Here is a 17,851-nt window from a genome sequence, read left to right on the forward strand (position 1 = left end):
CATGGACCTGTTCCGCAGCGAGCCCCTGGTCCAGCCTCTAGCGGCGCGGTTGCGCGCCGCCAACCTGGACGAGTACGTCGGCCAGGAGCACATCCTGGGGCCCGGCAAGCCGCTGCGCGAGGCCCTGGAGCAGGGCGCGCTGCACTCGATGATTTTCTGGGGGCCGCCGGGGGTGGGCAAGACCACCCTGGCGCGGCTTCTCGCGCAGGTCACCGAGGCCCATTTCGAAACGCTCTCGGCGGTGCTTTCCGGGGTCAAGGAAATCCGCCAGGCCGTGGAAATGGCCAAGCAACAGGCGGCTCAATATGGCCGCCGGACCATCCTGTTCGTCGATGAAGTGCATCGCTTCAACAAGAGCCAGCAGGATGCCTTCCTGCCCTATGTGGAAGACGGCACGCTGATCTTCATCGGCGCCACCACGGAAAACCCATCCTTCGAACTGAATAATGCGCTGCTGTCGCGGGCCCGCGTCTATGTGCTCAAGAGCCTCGACGAGGCCGCCTTGCGCAAGCTGGTGCAGAGGGCCTTGCACGAAGACAAGGGCTTGGGAAAACGTCGGCTCAGCCTGCCCGAAGAGAGTTTCGCGATCCTCATGGCCGCGGCCGATGGAGATGGGCGACGGTTGCTCAATTTTCTCGAGAATGCCGCGGACTTGGTGGAGGACGGGGGCGAAATCGACGTCGAGCTGCTGCAGGGCTTGCTCGGCGATGGCCGGCGCCGTTTCGACAAGGGCGGCGAAGCGTTCTACGACCAGATTTCCGCTTTGCACAAGTCGGTGCGCGGCTCCGACCCGGATGCGACCCTTTATTGGTTCGCGCGGATGCTCGACGGCGGATGCGATCCGCTGTACATCGCCCGCCGCGTGGTGCGCATGGCCAGCGAGGACATCGGTAACGCCGACCCCCGCGCCCTGAGCCTGTGCCTGGCGGCCTGGGACGTGCAGGAGCGGCTCGGCAGCCCCGAAGGTGAGCTGGCGGTGGCCCAGGCCCTGGTCTATCTGGCCTGCGCGCCAAAAAGCAATGCGGTCTACACCGCCTTCAAGGCGGCGATGCGCGACGCCGCCGAGCAGGGATCCCAGGAAGTGCCCCTGCACCTGCGCAACGCGCCCACCAAGCTCATGAAGCAACTGGGCTATGGCGACGAGTATCGCTATGCCCACGACGAGCCGGACGCCTACGCCGCCGGGGAAGACTATTTCCCCGAACAGATGGCGCCCCGGCGTTATTACCAGCCGGTGCCGCGCGGCCTGGAGCTGAAGATCCGCGACAAGCTCGAGCACCTCGATGCCCTCGACCGCGCCAGCCCCCGGCAACGGAGGAAGCCATGATCCGGACCCTGGCCGCGGTAGCCCTGGGAGGCGCCTTCGGTTCGGTGCTGCGCTTCCTCACGTCCGCCTGGATGGTCAGGCAGTGGCCCCGGCACTACTTTCTCGGCACCTTCGCGGTGAACATCGTCGGCTGCTTGTTGATCGGTTACCTCACCGGATTGTTCCTGCTGCGCACCGACCTGCCGGTCGAGCTGCGCATCGGCCTCACGGTGGGAGTGATCGGTGGGCTGACGACCTTTTCCACCTTCAGCATGGACGTGGTGCGTCTGCTGGAAAGCGGGCAGACCCCGCTGGCGATGGGTTATCTTGCCTGCAGCATTCTCGGCGGTTTATTCGCCACCTGGGCAGGTTTATCCTTCGCCCGACTTTGATGCCTGGGCGCCATGGGCGCCGGCTTTCTTTCCGTTCAGCTTGAGAGTAGGACATGCTCGATTCGAAATTGATACGTACCCAGTTGCAAGACGTGGCGGAGCGCCTCGCCACCCGTGGCTTCCAACTGGATGTGGCGCGTATCGAAGCGCTCGAAGCCCAGCGCAAGAGCGTACAGACCCGTACCGAACAGCTGCAGGCCGAACGCAACGCCCGCTCCAAGTCCATCGGCCAGGCCAAGCAGCGGGGCGAGGACATCGCCCCGCTGCTGGCCGAGGTCGATCGCATGGGTGGGGAACTGGACGAGGGCAAGCGCGAACTGGAAGGTATCCAGGGACAACTGGACGACCTGTTGCTGCGTCTGCCGAATTTGCCCGATGCCTCGGTGCCGCTCGGCGCGGACGAGGAGAGCAACGTCGAAGTGCGCCGCTGGGGCACCCCGACGCGCTTCGATTTCGAGGTCAAGGACCACGTGAGCCTGGGCGAGCGTCACGGCTGGCTGGATTTCGAGACCGCGGCGAAGCTGTCCGGCGCCCGGTTCGCCGTGTTGCGCGGCCCCATCGCCCGGCTGCACCGCGCGTTGGCGCAGTTCATGATCGATCTGCACACCCGCGAGCATGGCTACGAAGAGGCCTACACGCCCTATCTGGTGCAGGCGCCCGCGCTCGAGGGCACCGGTCAGTTGCCGAAGTTCGAGGAGGATCTGTTCAAGATTTCCCGCGGAGACGAGGCGGACCTTTACCTGATTCCCACCGCCGAGGTGTCGCTGACCAACATCGTGTCCGGCGCCATCCTCGACGCCAAGCAATTGCCGCTGAAGTTCGTCGCCCATACACCGTGCTTCCGCAGCGAGGCGGGCGCTTCCGGCCGCGATACCCGCGGGATGATTCGCCAGCACCAGTTCGACAAGGTCGAGATGGTCCAGATCGTCGAGCCGGAAAAATCCTTCGAAGCCCTGGAAGGTCTGACCGCCAACGCCGAACGGGTCCTGCAGTTGCTCGAGCTGCCTTACCGGGTATTGGCGCTGTGCACCGGCGACATGGGGTTCAGCGCGACCAAGACCTACGACCTGGAGGTCTGGGTGCCGAGCCAGGACAAATACCGGGAGATTTCCTCCTGCTCCAACTGCGGCGACTTCCAGGCTCGTCGCATGCAGGCCCGTTATCGCAACTCGGAGACCGGCAAGCCGGAACTGGTGCATACCCTGAACGGTTCCGGCCTGGCGGTCGGCCGTACCCTGGTCGCGGTGCTGGAAAACTACCAGCAGGCCGATGGGTCGATCCGTGTGCCCGAGGCGCTCAAACCCTATATGGGTGGCCTCGATCTGATCGGCTGATCCAGGCTTTTCGAGTTCCGGGCCGGGCCTTCGCTCGCCCGGCTTTCTTAACATCCGCCGGGTACTCGCATGGATTTCCTCCCGCTGTTCCATAACCTGCAAGGGCGCTGCGTGCTCGTGGTGGGCGGCGGCGAAGTCGCCCTGCGCAAGGCCCGCCTGCTCGCCGATGCCGGCGCGCGCCTGCGGGTGGTCGCTCCCCGGGTGGAACCGGCGCTGAGCGAACTGCTCGCCGCGAGCGAGGGGACCTGTCACCTGCGCGGCTACCTCGAAGACGACCTGCTCGGCTGCTCGCTGGCGATCGCCGCGACCGACGATGAGCCGCTCAATGCGCGTATTTCCGCCGATGCCCAGGCTCGCGGCATCCCGGTCAACGTGGTGGATGCTCCGTCACTTTGTAGCGTGATCTTTCCGGCCATCGTCGATCGCTCGCCATTGATCGTCGCGGTATCCAGTGGCGGTGACGCCCCGGTGCTGGCGCGGCTGATCCGCGCGCGCATCGAAACCTGGGTGCCGGCCGTTTACGGGCAACTCGCGGGCCTGGCCAAGCGCTTCCGCAGCCTGGTCAAGCACCGGATTCCCGACGTGCAACAGCGCCGGGTGTTCTGGGAAGAGGTGTTCCAAGGCGACGTGGCCGAGCGCGTGCTGGCCGGGCAGGCCGGTGAAGCCGAGCGCCTGCTGGAACAGCGCCTGGCCGGCCATGCGCCGCGGGCACTGGGCGAGGTCTACTTGGTGGGCGCCGGGCCGGGCGACCCCGACCTGCTGACGTTCCGTGCCTTGCGCTTGATGCAGCAAGCCGACGTGGTGCTGTACGACCGCCTGGTGGCGACGCCGATCATCGAGTTGTGCCGCCGCGATGCCGAGCGCATCTACGTGGGCAAACGGCGCGCCGATCACGCGCTGCCGCAGGACCAGATCAACCGCCAGTTGGTCGAGCTGGCCCGTCAGGGCAAGCGGGTACTGCGCTTGAAGGGCGGCGACCCGTTCATCTTCGGCCGTGGTGGCGAGGAGATCGAGGAATTGGCGGCCCAGGGCATACCTTTCCAGGTGGTGCCCGGAATCACCGCGGCATCCGGTTGCGCCGCCTACGCGGGCATTCCGTTGACCCACCGCGACCATGCGCAATCGGTGCGCTTCGTCACCGGTCACCTCAAGGACGGCAGTTGCGATCTGCCCTGGCAGGACCTGACCGCGCCGGGCCAGACCCTGGTGTTCTACATGGGGCTCATCGGGTTACCGTTTATCTGCGAGCGCCTGATCGCCCACGGGTGTTCCGCGCAGACACCGGCGGCGCTGGTGCAACAGGGCACCACTGCGCGGCAACGGGTATTCACCGGCACCCTGAGCGATCTGCCGGACGTGGTGGCACGGCACGAGGTACATGCGCCGACGTTGGTGATCGTCGGCGAAGTGGTACGCCTGCGGGAAAAACTGGCCTGGTTCGAGGGCGCCCAGGGTCAGCTCGATTGAGGGGAACACAAGCGTGACGCGCGCCTGCGGAGAAGCGAACCGGGGGCGGCGTGCGAGGCGCTACCCATAGGTCAACGCCGCGCGCGGGCGCCAACTGACCCGCGGACGCCAGGTTCCTCGTTCGTCAAACGGCCGGGTCGCGCCGACGGGCGATCAGGCGCGACGGTGCCAGACACCCAGGCCCGGAAGGCGTTCGCGATCGTGGGGGCGGTTCAAATCCTGCCGTGGGCCCTTGGGGACGATGCCCGTCGGATCGACTTGCGGATGGCTGAGGTAGTAATGCCGCTTGATGTGATCGAAATCCACCGTCTCGGCGATACCCGGCCATTGGTAGAGTTCGCGTAGCCAGTTCGACAGGTTCGGATAGTCCTTGATGCGCCGTTTGTTGCATTTGAAATGGCCGTGGTACACCGCATCGAAGCGGACCAGGGTGGTGAACAGACGGATGTCGGCTTCGGTAAGGTATTCCCCGGCGAGATAGCGATGCTGATCCAGCGCTTTCTCCAGGCAGTCGAGCTCGGCGAACAATTCATCGAAAGCTTCTTCGTAGGCCTCCTGGGTCGTGGCGAAACCTGCGCGATAGACGCCGTTGTTCACTGCCGGGTAAATCCTGTCGTTCAGCGTATCTATGCCCGGCCGCAGCGGCGCCGGGTAGAAGTCGTCGCGATTGCCGGTCAGCGCGTCGAAGGCGGAGCCGAACATGCGAATGATGTCCGCCGACTCGTTACTGACGATGCGCCCGCGCCGTTTGTCCCAGAGCACCGGTACCGTGACGTGACCGGTGTAGTGGGGGTCGTCCAGCGTATAGCGCAGATGCAGGAAATCCAGGGCGTCCAGCGCATCGCCGGTGGAACCCTTGTCGGGGTCGAACGTCCAGCCTTGCTCACCCATGTGCCAGGCAACCACCGACACCTCGATCAGGCGCTCGAGGCTTTTTAGTCTGCGCATGATCAAAGTGCGATGGGCCCAAGGGCAGGCCAGGGATACATAGAGATGGTAACGCCCGGCTTCGGCTTCGAATCCGCCTTCGCCGCTGGGACCCGGTCGACCGTCTTCGGTGACCCAATGGCGGCGTTGCGCCTGTTCGCGCTCGAAACGCCCGTCCTTACCGGTGTCGTACCCTTTGTCGTGCCATTGCCCTTCGATCAGCAGGCCCATGAGCGTCTCCCTTTATCCGTCGGGACTGCCTCGATGTTCGTCGCTGTGGACGTCTTCGGTGACAGCCAGTCTGGTTTGGAGGCTTGCAAGGGCCCGTCGGTTCGCCTGGTGGCGTTTCAAACGGCGCGGTCGCGGTTTTCCCAGCATGCGCGCGCCTGGGTGAACGCGGCCTCGCGCGGTTGGCCGAGCCCGCGCAGGGCGAGGGCGAGCGTCGCGAGGATGGCGGATTCCCCGTACTCGTCCCGCGCCTCGCCGGTCCACACCGCGAGCAGGTGATCAGGATCGAGCCGCTCCGGCTTGACCCGTCGCTGCTCGGACAAGGCCGGCCATTGCTCGTCCCAGTCGATGCCGTTCGCCGTACCGTACAGCGTGGAAGCAACGTCCGGATTGACCTCGATTTCGCCCCCTTCGCCCTTGATCACGATGGCGTGGTCGCCCAGCAAGCTGCTGGCGGCACGGTGGATCGCCTGGTAACCCGGACGAAAGATGCTCTGCAGCCCGCAGCGGGCCTTGCCCGGGTTGATCAGCCGTGCCAGGGAGTGGATCGGCGAGCGCAAGCCCAGCAGGTTGCGCAGGTCGATCATCCGTTGCAGCGCCGGCATCCAGGCATCCAGCGCGATGAACGCCGGCTGGCGGCCGTCGAGCGCCTGAGCCACGTGGTCCCACTCCGCGCAATGGGGAATGTTCAGCCGCGCCAGGAGGTGTTCGCTGTACAGGCGCCCGGCGGTATGCGCGCCGCCGCCGTGCATCAGGATACGCACCCCGGACCCGGCGAGCGCCTTGATCGCCAGCAGGTACCAAGGCAAATGGCGCTTCTTGCCGGCATAGGTCGGCCAGTCCAGATCCAGGTCGAGGGCGCGTGGGAGTTGCAAGCGTGCGCGGACCGCCTCGCAGAACCCGGCCAATTCCTCGGCGCTTTCCTCCTTGTGCCGCAGGAGCATCAGAAAGGCGCCGAGCTGGGTGTCTTCCGCCTGGCCGTCGAGCAGCAGGCCCATCGCATCCCGAGCCTCCTCGCGGGTCAGGTTGCGCGCACCGCGCTTGCCTTTGCCGAGGATTCTCACGTACTGGGCGAAAGGGTGTTCCTGGAGCGTCCGGTCGGTAGTCATAGGCAATTGGTCGGCTTGGGCAGGCCCGCGAGCTTGGCGGCGAGCTTGGCGGGGGTGCCCTTGAATAGGCGGTTGAGGTGCGCGCTGTTGCCTTTATCCGCGCCGAGCTTGAGGGCCGCGTACTTCACCAAGGGACGGGTGGCGGGCGACAGTTGGAATTGCGCATAGAAATCCCGCAGCAGCTCGAGGATTTCCCAATGCTCCGCCTGCAAGGCCATGGCCTCGCGCTGCGCCAGGGCCTCGGCGACCGCCGGCGACCAGTCCGCCAGGTTAACCAGATAGCCATCCGCGTCCAACTCGACCGGGTGGCCTGCGACCATCAGTGCATTCATAGCCAACTGTTGACCTTGGTGTAGCGCAGGCTGACGTCGACGAAGCCGGGGTAGTCGAGCACGACCAGCCCTTGGGGAACGTTCGTCAATCCTCGTGCTTGCAGGTCTTCTTCCAGGGCGAACAGGCCGATCGCCGACGGCAGGCCTTCCAGGGCGCGGCGTGGTTCGGTGGCCGCTCGCAGGGCATAGACGGCATCGCCGCTGAGCACAATGGCGTCGTCCTGGCCGAGCAGGCGCAGGCAACTGGCGAAGGTATCGCTGCCGAAGGGCGAATGGGAAAGCAGGTTCAAGGTCGCCATCAGAGGGTGATCACCTCGTCGTAGTCCGCGAGCAGGGCGGTCAGTTGCGGCCTGTCGAGCGATTGTACCGGCAGATTCAACTCGTGCTCGCCGATCCCCCGGATATCCAGGCTCTGGCGGCAGGCGAAGAGGGCATCGACACCGAACAGCGGCAGGGCTTGCAGATTGGCGGTCAGGTCCTTTTGCTGCACGGCAGCGGCGTGCTGGCCACCTTGCAGCTGAAACACCCCATCGTCGAGAAACAGCACCGCCAGTGGCAACTCGAAGGCACCCCCGGCCAAGGCGATATCCAGGGCCTCGCGGGCGCCGGGACCGGACCAGGGCGCCTGGCGGCAGACGATCAGCAGCGAGCGGGCCATCTCAAGGTCCTCCGAAGCAGATCAGGCGATCCGCGGTCTGCACGGCGTCGTGCAATTGGCCCAGGCCGGAAAGCTGCCAGCCGGACGCCAGGTTGGCCGACGCGCGACCATGGCGGCGCGCTTCCTCGGCATCCAGCACCCCGCGACGCAAGGCAGCGGCGATGCAGACCACGCCGTCGAGACCATGGGCTTCGACGAAGCGCAGCCACTCGGCGGACAGATTCGGTTCGTCCTGGGGTGATACCAGGTTGGCCGACGCGCAGTGAACGCCATCCTGATAGAAGAACAGCCGCACGATTTCATGACCGCCGGCCAGGACCGCCTCGGCGAAACGCAGGGCGCGTCTCGAGGCGGGCGCGTGGGGCGGAGCGAAGAGGGCGAGAGCGAATTTCATGGCGGACCAGAACGCGAGCGATGCGCGGAATGATAAAGCGATTGCCCCCGCACCGGGCAAGAAAAAGCCCGCCGAGGCGGGCTTCGCTTGGCAGGGCGCCGATCAGTCGTCGCTGCTCATGACACCGAAGATCTGCAACAAGCTGAGGAACAGGTTGTAGATCGACACGTACAGGCTGATGGTGGCCAGGATGTAGTTGCGCTCGCCGCCGTGGATGATCTCGCTGGTCTGGTACAGGATCATCGCCGAGGAGAAGAGCACGAAGCCCGCGCTGATCGCCAGTTGCAGCCCGCTGATCTGGAAGAACACCGATACCAGCACTGCGCCGAGGAGCACGAAGCAGCCGGCGGTGATGAAGCCCGACAGGAATTTCATGTCCTTGCGAGTCGTCAGCACGTAGGCGGACAGACCGAAGAACACCAATGCGGTCATGGCGAACGCCGAAGCGATCAATTCGCCACCGTTGGGCAGGCCCAGGTAGCGATTCAGGATCGGCCCCAGCGTATAGCCCATGAAGCCTGTCAGGGCGAAGGTTGAGACCAGGCCCCAGCCGCTATCGCGCAACTTTACGGTAAGGAAGAACAGCCCGTAGAAGCCGATCAACACGATGAAGAAGCTGGGGTAGGGCAGGCGCATCTGTTGCGACAGGTAGGCCACCAGACCGCTGAAGGCCAGCGTCAGCGCCAGAAGCCCATAGGTGTTGCGCAGAACGCTGCTGACTTGCTGCTGCTCGGCCTGCGCATGATTCAACGCGAAGTCGCGATCTTGCATGGCGTTACTCCTGAACGGATTTGAATGGGAATCCCTGACCCGGGTCGTTCGGCATCATAACAAAGGCGCATGGCGTGCCAATCTCGAGAGTTTGACAGCGTGTTGCGTTCCGGTAGTATGGCGGCCCCGCATCTGCGGAGGTGTGGCCGAGTGGTTTAAGGCAACGGTCTTGAAAACCGTCGACTGTAACAGGTCCGTGAGTTCGAATCCCACCGCCTCCGCCATATCGCTGCAAGCCAAAGCCCTGTTTTTACAGGGCTTTTGTTTTTCTACGGTCCGCGATGCTCCTCGCCTGGCCAACAGGGTTTCGTAGTAGGCCTCCGGCGCCGTGGTTCGCTGGTATCGGTCGTTCAGGAATTTTCCAGAGCTCCAGCTCTGGAGTCATCTGTCGCACGTCGAGCATGATTGGTCACTGCCTGGGCGTCCCTGCGGCTACTGGATGCACATGCAGTATTTGAGCAGCGGCGCTGAATCGATTGCCATCCGACGAGGTGCGGCCCTCAGGATGAACCCGATCACAGGCCACTGGAGGACAGGCTGCTATGCTGTCGGCACTCTGAGCATGGAGGGAGACCGCTCATGCGTCTGCGACACCCGGCCCTATTGGCCGCCCTGGCGCTCTTTTGCGCCCATGTGGGTGCCAATGAGCCTGCAGCCTGCACATTCGAGGCACCCCGTCCCGCTGATACTGACTACACCAACCTGGGCTCACTAAACGTCATACCGGTACCGACGGTGGCGTTGAGCGGTGCACGAATCACTACCTTTGGCAAGGATCTTACCGTCAAGCTATCTGGTGGGAAGACGCTCGACTTTCAGGTCGAGACGAGCAAGACGCTTCAAATCACCGGACTTCAGGTTAATAAATTGCCTGGGCTCATTGCATCGGGTGATTATCCAAATGAAATGAGTGCGGAGCATCAGGAATTTATTAATGATATGCGGCATGGCCTCCAAACTATCGTCACCGGTGAGCGGCCGTGCCGCCTGGTAAGTTCTGATGGCAAGCGGTCAGCTTATATTTATCACGCTGATGATCATGGAAAAGAAACATGGCTTCTTCATATGGTGACGGAGGGAATGACAGATTCCTACACAGGCCTCGTCGCGCGTGATTTCAATAAGCAAGAATTTGAACGGCTGATACTGCAGGAAGCTTTCCTGAAATGAGTTTTATCACGGAAAATGAAAAAGACGAGCTGATCGGGATGATGAGTTTGCTGTATGGCGATGACTTCGTTCAGACCATCGATCGCAACGCAATGACTGAAAATACATACTTCCAATTGAAGATGCACTTATCGCACTTATTCGGTGTAATGCGAATATGAAGGAGCTTGTGACCGATCTATTCGGTGGAGGCGTCGATTGGCGGCTAGGGGTTGGTTGAAGAAGTCCTTGAAGCAAGTACATAAGGCGCTGAAGAACGACAAGACCAGTTGGAATGGCCTAGGTTGCCGGAATGTGCTGCGGTTATATCGACGTACTGCGATTGAGTCCACTCAATATTGAGATTCATGAATAATTTCTTATCCGCTGCTGGGTTTCTGTTGTTCGCAATCGTCCTGGCAATTCTAGGGTGGGGCCTTAATTGGGTGTTTTCCGACTGGTTGGCGCCGATTGCGTTGGGTGGCGGGTTTATATATTGCGCGAACGAAAATAAGAAGTTGCGTAAAGAAGTAAAGGAACTTCGCGAGAAATTGGAAAGGAAATAACCCAGAGCCAAGGAGTGGTCATGAGTTATCTGAAACTGAACAGGTATATCGGCGAGGCGTTGGTGTTGACCGTTCGCCCAAGTACAGATCCGCAGGCCGCGCTGGCGGCCCTGATGGAAGAGGGGATTCGGGTTTTTGTTCGTGACGCGCGCAGCAACCGGACCCAACTGGGGATCGTGCTCGAGGGCGGGATCAGAGGATCAACGCCGGGTTGAATGCGCTGAAAGTGGTTCCGAAACTGTAAAGCTGACATCAGCAGTTTCGGGGCTTACAGGGCTGGTAATTATCCGAAGTTTCGGAACTTCTTTGGGGCTGAAGCCCGCGTAGATCGCGGGTTTCAATATCGGTCTTGAAAACCGTCGGCTGTAACAGGTCCGCGAGTTCGAATCCCACCGCCTCCGCAATATTCAAGACACTGATAAATAAGGGGTTTTCGTCTTTCTGGAAAGCCCATTTTCAAAGCCTTTGACAGCATGTGTTCCAGAATAGAAATGGAACAGTTCCAGAACTCTGCCTATTTCGAGGGCTTGGCCGTCACCCCGATGTGCCGATAGATCTTCTTGGTAATGTCGCTCTTCGTGTATCCGAGCAGCATGCTGGCATCATCCAGGTTCTTGCTCTCCGAAGCGGCTTTCGGCCGGATGTCGCGAAACTGGAAGGCCTGAATCCGCCCTACCAGTGCGGTATCGCCTGCAACTGCCGCTACCTCGCAGGCCTTCAGCCTGGCATCGTCCCAGCGGTGACGTAGCATGGTGGCTGTCAGGCGCTTTCCATGCTTGCTGATCAGCAGGTATTGCGAGGCGTACTCCGCCGTCCTTCTACCGATCATCTCCACCAGGCGGCCCAAGCTATTAAGCGCCCCGTCCTCATTGCGCATCATGATGCGCAGCTTCTGGCTGGTCTTGCTCTGTTGTACGAGCAGGTAATCGCCTTCGATGTCATCTCGACGCATCAACAGCACGTCCGCCGGCCGCTGACCCGTCAGGTAGGCCAAGTCCATGGCATCTTGCAGTTCCGGCACTGCTGATCTGTAAACGGCCGACCAGACGGCTTCGTTGGCGTAGTAGTCCCGTGGCGCTTCCTTGTTCTTGCGCCACGCCTGGTCAGACAGGCCGTCCAGCTCCAGCTGCTCCTCGGGGTCGACCAGGCTCTGCAGGGCGGCCAGCTCTGTCGCGAAGGGGCGGTGCCAGGTGCCGTCGAGGCTGGTAATGATGCAGGTCAGGCGATCACTGGCGGCCGACATGCGTGGGTCCGCAACGCTCCACCGGCCATTTTCCTGGCGGGCGCTCGCCGAGACCGCGCCGGCCTGGCCCTTCCAGTCCACCACGCCATAGTGACCGCCGGTCAAATACGCATCACCCTTGCCGCGGTTGAGCACGCGCGGGTCGGCGATGGATTGAGCGCCATCAGCTACATGCCCAGCGCCTGTGACCGTGCGCGCTGAGCTATCGAACTTCGCAATTCGATAGAGGCTGGTGTGCGCATTCTTGGAGAGGTTCGGCCGCGGGTCTTGTACCGCGAACGCCCCCTGACCGGTGGTGCTGCCGGCGATGACTGTGCGGCTGGGGCCTTTCCACGGGGCCACGTTGTACTTCGCATGACCGATGCTAGGGTCTCGCGGATCAGCGATGCACTGGCCGCCAGCGCTCGGCGACTGACTACCGGTGACGGTGCCGGCGTGGGTGTCCATCTTCACGATGAGGTAGACGTTGTTGTGGCGCACGCCGCTAGGGCGCGGGTCAGCCACGCTGAACGTGCCCTGACCGGGCGACTTCACGCCGATGATGGCGCCGCTGGTTTCGCTCCACCGCCGCACGCCGTACTGCTGGTATTGCAGGGCGTCCGACGGCGCACGCGGATCTGCCACCGAAAACGCCCCATTGGTAGCGCCGCTGGCGCCGGCGATGGTGCCGCTCGGCCTGCTCCACTCGCGCACGCTCAGATACCTATCGTGAGATTGCGGCACGATCACCAGGTCGCTCAGGTAGCCGTCCTCGATGGCCAAGTCGTTCAGCGAGCGCCAATCCTTGCCGGCTTCGACCAGGGCCAGTCGCACCCAGGTTTTCCACTGTAGGGTAGGCACGCGGTGCATCGGGCCGGCGGCTTCGACATCTCCGGCCAGTGGCATCCGGCCGAGCACATCGCCGACGGCGCGCAGGCTCTTCTTCTCCGGCTCATACAGGAACGGCGGCACCTTCTCGACATGGCGGGCGACCAGCAGGAAGCGCTTCCGGGACTGCGCCAAGCCGCCGAGCTAGCCGCAATCGTGCGTGGTCTCGGCGACGGCGTAGCCGTAGAAGCTGAGCAAGCTGTTGATCTGGTCGAGCAGGTGCCGGGTGCGAGTGGCCAGCCGCGGCACGTTCTCGAACACGATCAGCGGTACCGGGTCATCTTTCCAGGCCTAGCCCATCAGCCAGATGCAGCGCAGGGTCAGTTCGTTCAGCGCCTGGTACTTCGGGGTGAGGCTCATCTTTTCAGAGAGCAGGCCGCTCGCGCCTTTGCACGGCGAGCTGATGAACACGGCGTCCGGGCGCTTGCCTGGGCCGCGCGGCGCACGTCCCCGGGCGTAGCCTCGCGCCAGCCAGGTGGTGGCTCCTCTCCGTGGAAGCGGATGTACTGGTCGCGGGTGAACAAGTCCAGCCGCGTCCCGGGCACGCCGGCGAGGCGGGAAAAATCGACCAAACCAGCCGGGTCGACATCGATCCCGCCCAGGCATTCCCACCGAGCTTGGACGTTTCCCACGCGGGACCGGAAACGGTTGAAGCCCTTGGCGCCGCCGCCCAGGTCGCAGCAGAAGTGGAAGTGTTTGAGTACTTTCTTGAGCATGAGTGTTCCTTACAGCTCAGCCTCACTGCTAGCCGGGCTGGCATGGGTTATGGGAATGGGGTATCAATGCGGTACCGGCATGGGGTCGGGTACAGATAATCGCGTGTCAGCTAGCCGGGAGGTTTCGCATGGGGTTGTTCACCGATCTTCAGAAGGATCTGGTAGTGCTCATTGGAAATGGTGAAAAGCTTTCGAGTGGAAACGGCATACGCTACAGGTTAAAGGGAAAGGGCGTGCTCACTGCTTACTCTCGAGACATTGCCGATGGGAACCTTGCCGAACTGGCATTCGAGGAGAAAGAGTTGTCGTTCATCTCAGGGCTGAGTGAGGACGAGCTACTCCGGCAAATAGATCAGCTACGCCTAGAGACTGGTCAGCCGGTGAAAATAAACCCTACTCATAAGTGGCCACGGGTTGGGCTTTCCACTAGCCATCACGTTTCGCTGGTAGTGAAAGCCTTGAGCCGCTGGCTGCCCAAGAGCTAATCATCTCAATCACGCCGCACCTTCCTGCTGCTCGGCATCGAACAGCCCGGGCATGGCCATCTCTTCCTCGGCGGACTTGCAATGGCCGGCACCGTCTAGGAAATAGCTGGAGTTCAGTTCGTGGGCTCGGGTCCTGCGCTTGAGCTTCAGCGCGCAGTACGGGACAGTCATGATCCCGCCGAAGGGATCGAAGACCAGGCCTAGAAGAGCACGGTACCTTGATTAAGGTTCGTAAATAGGCACTGAGATAGTAATACCCATTTGAAGTGACGGGCTTGTGCGCGGGTTATGCAAGTCCGCTTTAAATCAGGCAACGGGAATATCGGCCGGCGCACCGGTAGTGTTTGCCGACGACCTGGCCGCGCGCGACGCGCTGGCGCCCACCGAGGCGGTGTTCGTCATCCTCATCGTCACCGACGCCACCGACGCCACCGCAGACCCGACCGTCGAGCGTGGCGCCGCGATGTACGCCTGGAACCCCGCCACGTCGTCCTGGCTGAAAATCGCCGAGTACGAATCGATGGACCTGCAATTGACCTGGGCGATGCTCCAGGGCGGCCCGACCTCGACGCCGGCGCAGATCGACGCCGCGGTGGCCGCCGCTCACACCCACGCCAACAAAGCGGTGCTCGACAAGCTCGGCGAGTCCGCCGAGGGGCGCCTGCGCTACGACGGGTCGCCGATCGCGGCCGAGTGGAATACGGCGAACTGGTGATGGCGACGCTCAAGCTGCACAAGCTGGTGGCGGCGCTGCCGGCCAGTCTGGAACCGGATGCGCTGTATTTCGTGCGTGCCGGTACCGGCGCCGACCTGTACGTCACCAACGGCACCGGAACTGTGGTGGCTTACTCGCTGAATGTGCCGCGAGCGCCGGCGGCCGACGGGAAGGGCTACTGGCTGCGCGACGGCGCCTGGCAGGAGGCGCCGAATACACCAGTCAACCTGATGCCGGACAATGGCCGGTTCGCCGGCAAGGCCGATCCCCAGTCGCTGACCCTTGGCGCGAGTTTCACCGCCTCGCCCTACCTGCAACCCTTCAACGGGGCCGGGGCGTTCAGCTCGGCCGGGAAATTCATCTTCGACAACACCACGTTCGGCGGTAGCGGCGGGGCGCTGACGGCAGATGTGCAGGCGCTGCTCCAGTTCCTCAACCGCACCGGCGCCGCCGGCCGCTACGGCGTCGAATTCTACCTGGCGCAGATCACCGCCGGCGCGCAGACCGCGGTGCCGATCGGGGCCGGCTACCTGCTGACCACCAACGGCAACCGGGCGCTGTTCGGCGCCGGCGGGTTCGGGACGTTCTCGGCCAACCTGCGGGCGAAGACGGGTTCGGCCTTCCTTGGGCTGCCCTACTACAAGAACGGCGTGCTGGTACCGGAGGGCACGCCGATCACCGCCGCCGAGGGTTTCGTCCACGTGCGCGCGATCGGCTGGACGCCGCTCGGCTACGACAACGCCTTTCCCTACCTGGCGGCCGCGCCGGGCTCGATCATCCAGATCGCCATGCCGTTTTTCTCCACCGGCGTTGCCGATGTCGGCCTGCATCGATCGCCCATCCCGGGCAGCAATGGCCTGAACGCATGAAAACGATACTGGTGGACGACGAATTCCTTTGCGAAGGCGACAGTCTCGAGGCGATCGCCGCGATGAAGGTGTGCCTGGCGCGGTTGTCGTTCGCGTCGCAGGCCCCAGCCGAGGTCGAAGCCGAGCTGGTCGCGCGGATGACCGCGGCGGTGCAGCGCTGGATGGACAGCATCGCCCAGCAACGGCACTAAGACGGCATTTTGTCGCTGTGCACCTACGCGACCAGCACTGACCTGAGGTTCCGGGCGGAAGGGCAGGCCGGCTTCGAGTGGCGCGACCGGCGCTGGGCGTTGGGTTACAAGATCATCGTCGAGGTGCGCGCGGGCGCCCGGGCGGTGCCGACCGAGGAGAAGCTGGTGGCGATGATGCCAGAGATAGAGTGGCCTTGATTGCATATTCATATCTGAATAATGAAAAAGTAGAGGATCCGAAATAAAATATCAAAATTGTCGGATTGTCTTACATGGTGATTTGAAAGAGATATTTCTCGCTTAGGCTAAATGTAATTAGCGTGAAAATTTCTTGCTTTTTTGGTGGGTGACGTCTAGGTTTTTTTGAGAATGAGATACATCTTCTGAAGCTGGCCACTTCCAGAGTGATGATGTTATATCTGGCCTGAGATATAGGAGCAAAAATGTTAAGTGTTAAGGATGAGGCTTTAATAACAATAACAATCGATTGTGAAATGGAGAGGGAAATAACAGGTATCGCTAAGTGTGAAAGTTTTTGTTTGCTAATAAAAAAGCCTGTAACTATCTGCAATCCATCCATTTATAAAATCAAGTCATCATGCTTTTGTATCGATAGAGCTGGCTATGAGAAAATCACTTATGATTTTGTTCCTCAAAGTTTACATAAGACTCAGATGACTTTTGTCTACAGGAATAAAATACCGCCTGAGCAGAAGGTGCAGTATTCATTAGCCGCTTGCTGTAGGATTTTGGAGCTAGTAAAAACTAAAAATCCTCACTTACTTTGCAGTTCTAACGAATACCAGCTTCTAACAAAAAGAGAAAGGCAGGTACTCAGGTTGTCAGCAGACGGATTTACTGCAAATGAAATAACAGATATGTTGTATATTTCAAGGCACACAGTTAATGCGCACATAGAAGCTTGCATTAAAAAGTTACAGTGTAGAAATAAACCGCACGCGATAGCGCGTGCTGCAATGCTAGAGCTTCTGTGACCCATCTATTTAGATAAATATAGCAATTTTTCCCTATTTTCGTAGGAGAAAGAGAGGTGTAGGGTTTTTAGTGCTGAGTTTGAATTTATTCAGCTAAATATTTAAAACCCTAAAAGGAAAATTAACCATGTTAGAGCTTCAAGAAATCACAGATGCATGGGGCAAATGGATGGCGAGAAAATATAATACCACGCTACATTTTACGGAATCTACAAATTATAGTTCGACCTGGCATCTTAGTCCTTATAAAAAATATGAAGTTTCTCACAGCATCGCTGCCGGAGCGCTTCGTTTCACTTCAAAAAAAGAGCTTCCGGGCGGTACCGGCTTTGATGTGGAAATACTCGTAACAAATCACGATAGCAGGGCACAAAATATAAGTGCTCAGTTTAGCCTCAAAGAGTCAAGCGAATTTTCTTGGTCTGTAACCGAAGCTGTAAAAATAGGGAATAAAGTTTCAGGTGGTATGAGTGTTCCTTTTTTTGCAGATGCAAAGGTAGAAATTTCTGCAGAACTCAGCGTTTCATCTACCCAGGGAGGTAAATCCAGCAATGAAGCTGTAATAAATTATACAATACCTGTTTCGGTTGATCCAAATAGCGGTGTATATGTTAAAGCTGTAATGTTAAATAGGCGTATTAATTCCGACTGGGTGGCTGATGTCACATTGAGCGGACATGTAGCGATTAGATTTAATGATTATATAAACTTAAACTCTAATGGAGATAAGCATGCTCTTTGGTTTATCCCTATACAAGATGTTTTTAGGGATGTTATCAGTAATAACTTAATTTCTACGGCCGGATATTATCCGGAGGTTAGCTCGGTGATTGCTCAGGCTAAAGGTACAGCAATTGTCGCTCATACGTCGGTAGGACAGTTTAGGTTCAGGAAAGCCACTAATGAAGAGTTGAATACTGCTTCTGCTACCTCTTATAGCATCTCTTCTCAAAAAACAAACACAATTACTAGCGTAGCTAGTAGTGAAGACGAAAATTCTTTTGATGATTCATATGGCTATCTAACTCTCAACAAGGAATCGTTGGGTGACCTAAAAATAAATAACCTTCTATCTTTTGGTGTCGACTAAAAGCCAGTTGCGTTGCTGCTGCCAACATATGCTGGCAGCAGCTTTTA

At 60.4% G+C, this 17,851-nt stretch carries 23 protein-coding genes, 1 tRNA gene and 1 pseudogene; 15 read left to right on the forward strand and 10 right to left on the reverse strand.

The window, feature by feature from the left end; all coding sequences use genetic code 11:
* Position 1: 1 nt before the first annotated feature.
* The 4 genes from OGL92_RS06760 to cysG all read left to right on the forward strand — a co-directional run bounded on the left by OGL92_RS06760 (position 2) and on the right by cysG (position 4,499).
* Positions 2-1,327 (forward strand): replication-associated recombination protein A, encoded by a 1,326-nt coding sequence (locus OGL92_RS06760; RefSeq protein ID WP_263142012.1) that lies wholly within the window; start codon positions 2-4, stop codon positions 1,325-1,327.
* Entirely contained in the window at positions 1,324-1,698 is a 375-nt protein-coding gene (gene crcB, locus OGL92_RS06765; RefSeq protein WP_263142015.1) for a fluoride efflux transporter CrcB, read from the forward strand. The genes OGL92_RS06760 and crcB overlap by 4 nt, the downstream gene beginning before the upstream one ends.
* Before the next feature lie 53 nt (positions 1,699-1,751).
* Positions 1,752-3,032 (forward strand): serine--tRNA ligase, encoded by a 1,281-nt coding sequence (serS, locus tag OGL92_RS06770; protein ID WP_263142022.1) that lies wholly within the window; start codon positions 1,752-1,754, stop codon positions 3,030-3,032.
* A gap of 69 nt (positions 3,033-3,101) precedes the next feature.
* A complete protein-coding gene (gene cysG / locus OGL92_RS06775) occupies positions 3,102-4,499 on the forward strand; it encodes a siroheme synthase CysG (RefSeq protein ID WP_263142029.1) in 1,398 nt (465 codons plus the stop codon).
* A gap of 153 nt (positions 4,500-4,652) precedes the next feature.
* Here the strand turns inward: cysG and OGL92_RS06780 are convergent, their stop codons facing one another.
* The 7 genes from OGL92_RS06780 to OGL92_RS06810 form a co-directional block, all read right to left on the reverse strand.
* Positions 4,653-5,657, reverse strand: a complete 1,005-nt coding sequence (locus OGL92_RS06780; RefSeq protein ID WP_263142031.1) for a glutathione S-transferase family protein — start codon at positions 5,655-5,657, stop codon at positions 4,653-4,655.
* 116 nt (positions 5,658-5,773) lie between these two features.
* On the reverse strand, positions 5,774-6,763 hold the full coding sequence (locus tag OGL92_RS06785) for a glycosyl transferase family protein (RefSeq protein WP_263142033.1): 990 nt from the start codon (positions 6,761-6,763) through the stop codon (positions 5,774-5,776).
* Positions 6,760-7,095: a TusE/DsrC/DsvC family sulfur relay protein gene (locus tag OGL92_RS06790; RefSeq protein ID WP_263142035.1), complete on the reverse strand. Its 336-nt coding sequence runs from the start codon at positions 7,093-7,095 to the stop codon at positions 6,760-6,762. Before OGL92_RS06790 ends, OGL92_RS06785 begins: the two co-directional genes overlap by 4 nt.
* The gene (tusB, locus tag OGL92_RS06795; protein ID WP_263142037.1) at positions 7,092-7,394 is read right to left on the reverse strand and encodes a sulfurtransferase complex subunit TusB; all 303 of its coding nucleotides are present in this window, start codon (positions 7,392-7,394) and stop codon (positions 7,092-7,094) included. The genes OGL92_RS06790 and tusB overlap by 4 nt, the downstream gene beginning before the upstream one ends.
* A complete protein-coding gene (tusC, locus tag OGL92_RS06800; protein ID WP_263142039.1) occupies positions 7,394-7,753 on the reverse strand; it encodes a sulfurtransferase complex subunit TusC in 360 nt (119 codons plus the stop codon). Before tusC ends, tusB begins: the two co-directional genes overlap by 1 nt.
* A 1-nt stretch (position 7,754) precedes the next feature.
* On the reverse strand, positions 7,755-8,147 hold the full coding sequence (gene tusD / locus OGL92_RS06805; RefSeq protein WP_263142040.1) for a sulfurtransferase complex subunit TusD: 393 nt from the start codon (positions 8,145-8,147) through the stop codon (positions 7,755-7,757).
* A gap of 102 nt (positions 8,148-8,249) precedes the next feature.
* The gene (locus OGL92_RS06810; protein ID WP_263142042.1) at positions 8,250-8,918 is read right to left on the reverse strand and encodes a Bax inhibitor-1/YccA family protein; all 669 of its coding nucleotides are present in this window, start codon (positions 8,916-8,918) and stop codon (positions 8,250-8,252) included.
* Positions 8,919-9,054: 136 nt separating this feature from the next.
* On the opposite strand from OGL92_RS06810, the gene OGL92_RS06815 reads away from it, so the two are divergent.
* The 4 genes from OGL92_RS06815 to OGL92_RS06830 all read left to right on the forward strand — a co-directional run bounded on the left by OGL92_RS06815 (position 9,055) and on the right by OGL92_RS06830 (position 10,848).
* Positions 9,055-9,142 (forward strand) — tRNA-Ser (locus tag OGL92_RS06815).
* 355 nt (positions 9,143-9,497) lie between these two features.
* The gene (locus OGL92_RS06820; RefSeq protein WP_263142044.1) at positions 9,498-10,088 is read left to right on the forward strand and encodes a hypothetical protein; all 591 of its coding nucleotides are present in this window, start codon (positions 9,498-9,500) and stop codon (positions 10,086-10,088) included.
* On the forward strand, positions 10,085-10,249 hold the full coding sequence (locus tag OGL92_RS06825) for a hypothetical protein (protein WP_263142046.1): 165 nt from the start codon (positions 10,085-10,087) through the stop codon (positions 10,247-10,249). Before OGL92_RS06820 ends, OGL92_RS06825 begins: the two co-directional genes overlap by 4 nt.
* A 404-nt stretch (positions 10,250-10,653) precedes the next feature.
* Complete coding sequence (locus OGL92_RS06830) at positions 10,654-10,848, forward strand: hypothetical protein (RefSeq protein WP_263142047.1); 195 nt, start codon at positions 10,654-10,656, stop codon at positions 10,846-10,848.
* Positions 10,849-11,147: 299 nt separating this feature from the next.
* Here the strand turns inward: OGL92_RS06830 and OGL92_RS06835 are convergent, their stop codons facing one another.
* The gene (locus OGL92_RS06835; RefSeq protein ID WP_346659488.1) at positions 11,148-11,633 is read right to left on the reverse strand and encodes a tyrosine-type recombinase/integrase; all 486 of its coding nucleotides are present in this window, start codon (positions 11,631-11,633) and stop codon (positions 11,148-11,150) included.
* 102 nt (positions 11,634-11,735) lie between these two features.
* Positions 11,736-13,459 (reverse strand): annotated as a pseudogene (locus tag OGL92_RS06840) (DNA cytosine methyltransferase); the annotation flags it as partial.
* Positions 13,460-13,587: 128 nt separating this feature from the next.
* On the opposite strand from OGL92_RS06840, the gene OGL92_RS06845 reads away from it, so the two are divergent.
* On the forward strand, positions 13,588-13,944 hold the full coding sequence (locus OGL92_RS06845; RefSeq protein ID WP_263142048.1) for a hypothetical protein: 357 nt from the start codon (positions 13,588-13,590) through the stop codon (positions 13,942-13,944).
* Between the two features lie 9 nt (positions 13,945-13,953).
* Here the strand turns inward: OGL92_RS06845 and OGL92_RS06850 are convergent, their stop codons facing one another.
* On the reverse strand, positions 13,954-14,115 hold the full coding sequence (locus OGL92_RS06850) for a hypothetical protein (protein ID WP_263142050.1): 162 nt from the start codon (positions 14,113-14,115) through the stop codon (positions 13,954-13,956).
* 169 nt (positions 14,116-14,284) lie between these two features.
* On the opposite strand from OGL92_RS06850, the gene OGL92_RS06855 reads away from it, so the two are divergent.
* The 6 genes from OGL92_RS06855 to OGL92_RS06880 all read left to right on the forward strand — a co-directional run bounded on the left by OGL92_RS06855 (position 14,285) and on the right by OGL92_RS06880 (position 17,804).
* Entirely contained in the window at positions 14,285-14,659 is a 375-nt protein-coding gene (locus tag OGL92_RS06855) for a hypothetical protein (protein WP_263142051.1), read from the forward strand.
* Positions 14,638-15,528, forward strand: coding sequence for a hypothetical protein (locus OGL92_RS06860; RefSeq protein ID WP_263142053.1), 891 nt, complete (start codon positions 14,638-14,640; stop codon positions 15,526-15,528). Before OGL92_RS06855 ends, OGL92_RS06860 begins: the two co-directional genes overlap by 22 nt.
* On the forward strand, positions 15,525-15,719 hold the full coding sequence (locus OGL92_RS06865) for a hypothetical protein (RefSeq protein ID WP_263142055.1): 195 nt from the start codon (positions 15,525-15,527) through the stop codon (positions 15,717-15,719). The genes OGL92_RS06860 and OGL92_RS06865 overlap by 4 nt, the downstream gene beginning before the upstream one ends.
* Positions 15,720-15,728: 9 nt before the next feature.
* A complete protein-coding gene (locus tag OGL92_RS06870) occupies positions 15,729-15,917 on the forward strand; it encodes a hypothetical protein (protein WP_263142057.1) in 189 nt (62 codons plus the stop codon).
* Positions 15,918-16,162: 245 nt separating this feature from the next.
* Positions 16,163-16,714, forward strand: coding sequence for a helix-turn-helix transcriptional regulator (locus OGL92_RS06875; protein WP_263142058.1), 552 nt, complete (start codon positions 16,163-16,165; stop codon positions 16,712-16,714).
* A gap of 127 nt (positions 16,715-16,841) precedes the next feature.
* The gene (locus OGL92_RS06880) at positions 16,842-17,804 is read left to right on the forward strand and encodes an ETX/MTX2 family pore-forming toxin (RefSeq protein ID WP_263142060.1); all 963 of its coding nucleotides are present in this window, start codon (positions 16,842-16,844) and stop codon (positions 17,802-17,804) included.
* The last annotated feature ends 47 nt before the right edge of the window (positions 17,805-17,851 follow it).

The sequence above is a fragment of the Pseudomonas sp. RIT-PI-AD genome (assembly GCF_025642785.1).
Classification (GTDB): domain Bacteria; phylum Pseudomonadota; class Gammaproteobacteria; order Pseudomonadales; family Pseudomonadaceae; genus Pseudomonas_T.

Bases quoted from the DNA above. Each gene is read 5' to 3' on its own strand.
- OGL92_RS06760 (WP_263142012.1), top strand. From the start codon at position 2: ATGGACCTGTTCCGCAGCGAGCCCCTGGTCCAGCCTCTAGCGGCGCGG.
- OGL92_RS06780 (WP_263142031.1), bottom strand. From the start codon at position 5,657: ATGGGCCTGCTGATCGAAGGGCAATGGCACGACAAAGGGTACGACACC.
- cysG (WP_263142029.1), top strand. From the start codon at position 3,102: ATGGATTTCCTCCCGCTGTTCCATAACCTGCAAGGGCGCTGCGTGCTC.
- tusD (WP_263142040.1), bottom strand. From the start codon at position 8,147: ATGAAATTCGCTCTCGCCCTCTTCGCTCCGCCCCACGCGCCCGCCTCG.
- OGL92_RS06865 (WP_263142055.1), top strand. From the start codon at position 15,525: ATGAAAACGATACTGGTGGACGACGAATTCCTTTGCGAAGGCGACAGT.
- OGL92_RS06850 (WP_263142050.1), bottom strand. From the start codon at position 14,115: ATGACTGTCCCGTACTGCGCGCTGAAGCTCAAGCGCAGGACCCGAGCC.
- OGL92_RS06810 (WP_263142042.1), bottom strand. From the start codon at position 8,918: ATGCAAGATCGCGACTTCGCGTTGAATCATGCGCAGGCCGAGCAGCAG.
- OGL92_RS06835 (WP_346659488.1), bottom strand. From the start codon at position 11,633: ATGGACTTGGCCTACCTGACGGGTCAGCGGCCGGCGGACGTGCTGTTG.
- OGL92_RS06830 (WP_263142047.1), top strand. From the start codon at position 10,654: ATGAGTTATCTGAAACTGAACAGGTATATCGGCGAGGCGTTGGTGTTG.
- tusC (WP_263142039.1), bottom strand. From the start codon at position 7,753: ATGGCCCGCTCGCTGCTGATCGTCTGCCGCCAGGCGCCCTGGTCCGGT.
- OGL92_RS06880 (WP_263142060.1), top strand. From the start codon at position 16,842: ATGTTAGAGCTTCAAGAAATCACAGATGCATGGGGCAAATGGATGGCG.
- tusB (WP_263142037.1), bottom strand. From the start codon at position 7,394: ATGGCGACCTTGAACCTGCTTTCCCATTCGCCCTTCGGCAGCGATACC.
- crcB (WP_263142015.1), top strand. From the start codon at position 1,324: ATGATCCGGACCCTGGCCGCGGTAGCCCTGGGAGGCGCCTTCGGTTCG.
- OGL92_RS06820 (WP_263142044.1), top strand. From the start codon at position 9,498: ATGCGTCTGCGACACCCGGCCCTATTGGCCGCCCTGGCGCTCTTTTGC.
- OGL92_RS06785 (WP_263142033.1), bottom strand. From the start codon at position 6,763: ATGACTACCGACCGGACGCTCCAGGAACACCCTTTCGCCCAGTACGTG.
- OGL92_RS06845 (WP_263142048.1), top strand. From the start codon at position 13,588: ATGGGGTTGTTCACCGATCTTCAGAAGGATCTGGTAGTGCTCATTGGA.
- OGL92_RS06825 (WP_263142046.1), top strand. From the start codon at position 10,085: ATGAGTTTTATCACGGAAAATGAAAAAGACGAGCTGATCGGGATGATG.
- serS (WP_263142022.1), top strand. From the start codon at position 1,752: ATGCTCGATTCGAAATTGATACGTACCCAGTTGCAAGACGTGGCGGAG.
- OGL92_RS06790 (WP_263142035.1), bottom strand. From the start codon at position 7,095: ATGAATGCACTGATGGTCGCAGGCCACCCGGTCGAGTTGGACGCGGAT.
- OGL92_RS06875 (WP_263142058.1), top strand. From the start codon at position 16,163: ATGTTAAGTGTTAAGGATGAGGCTTTAATAACAATAACAATCGATTGT.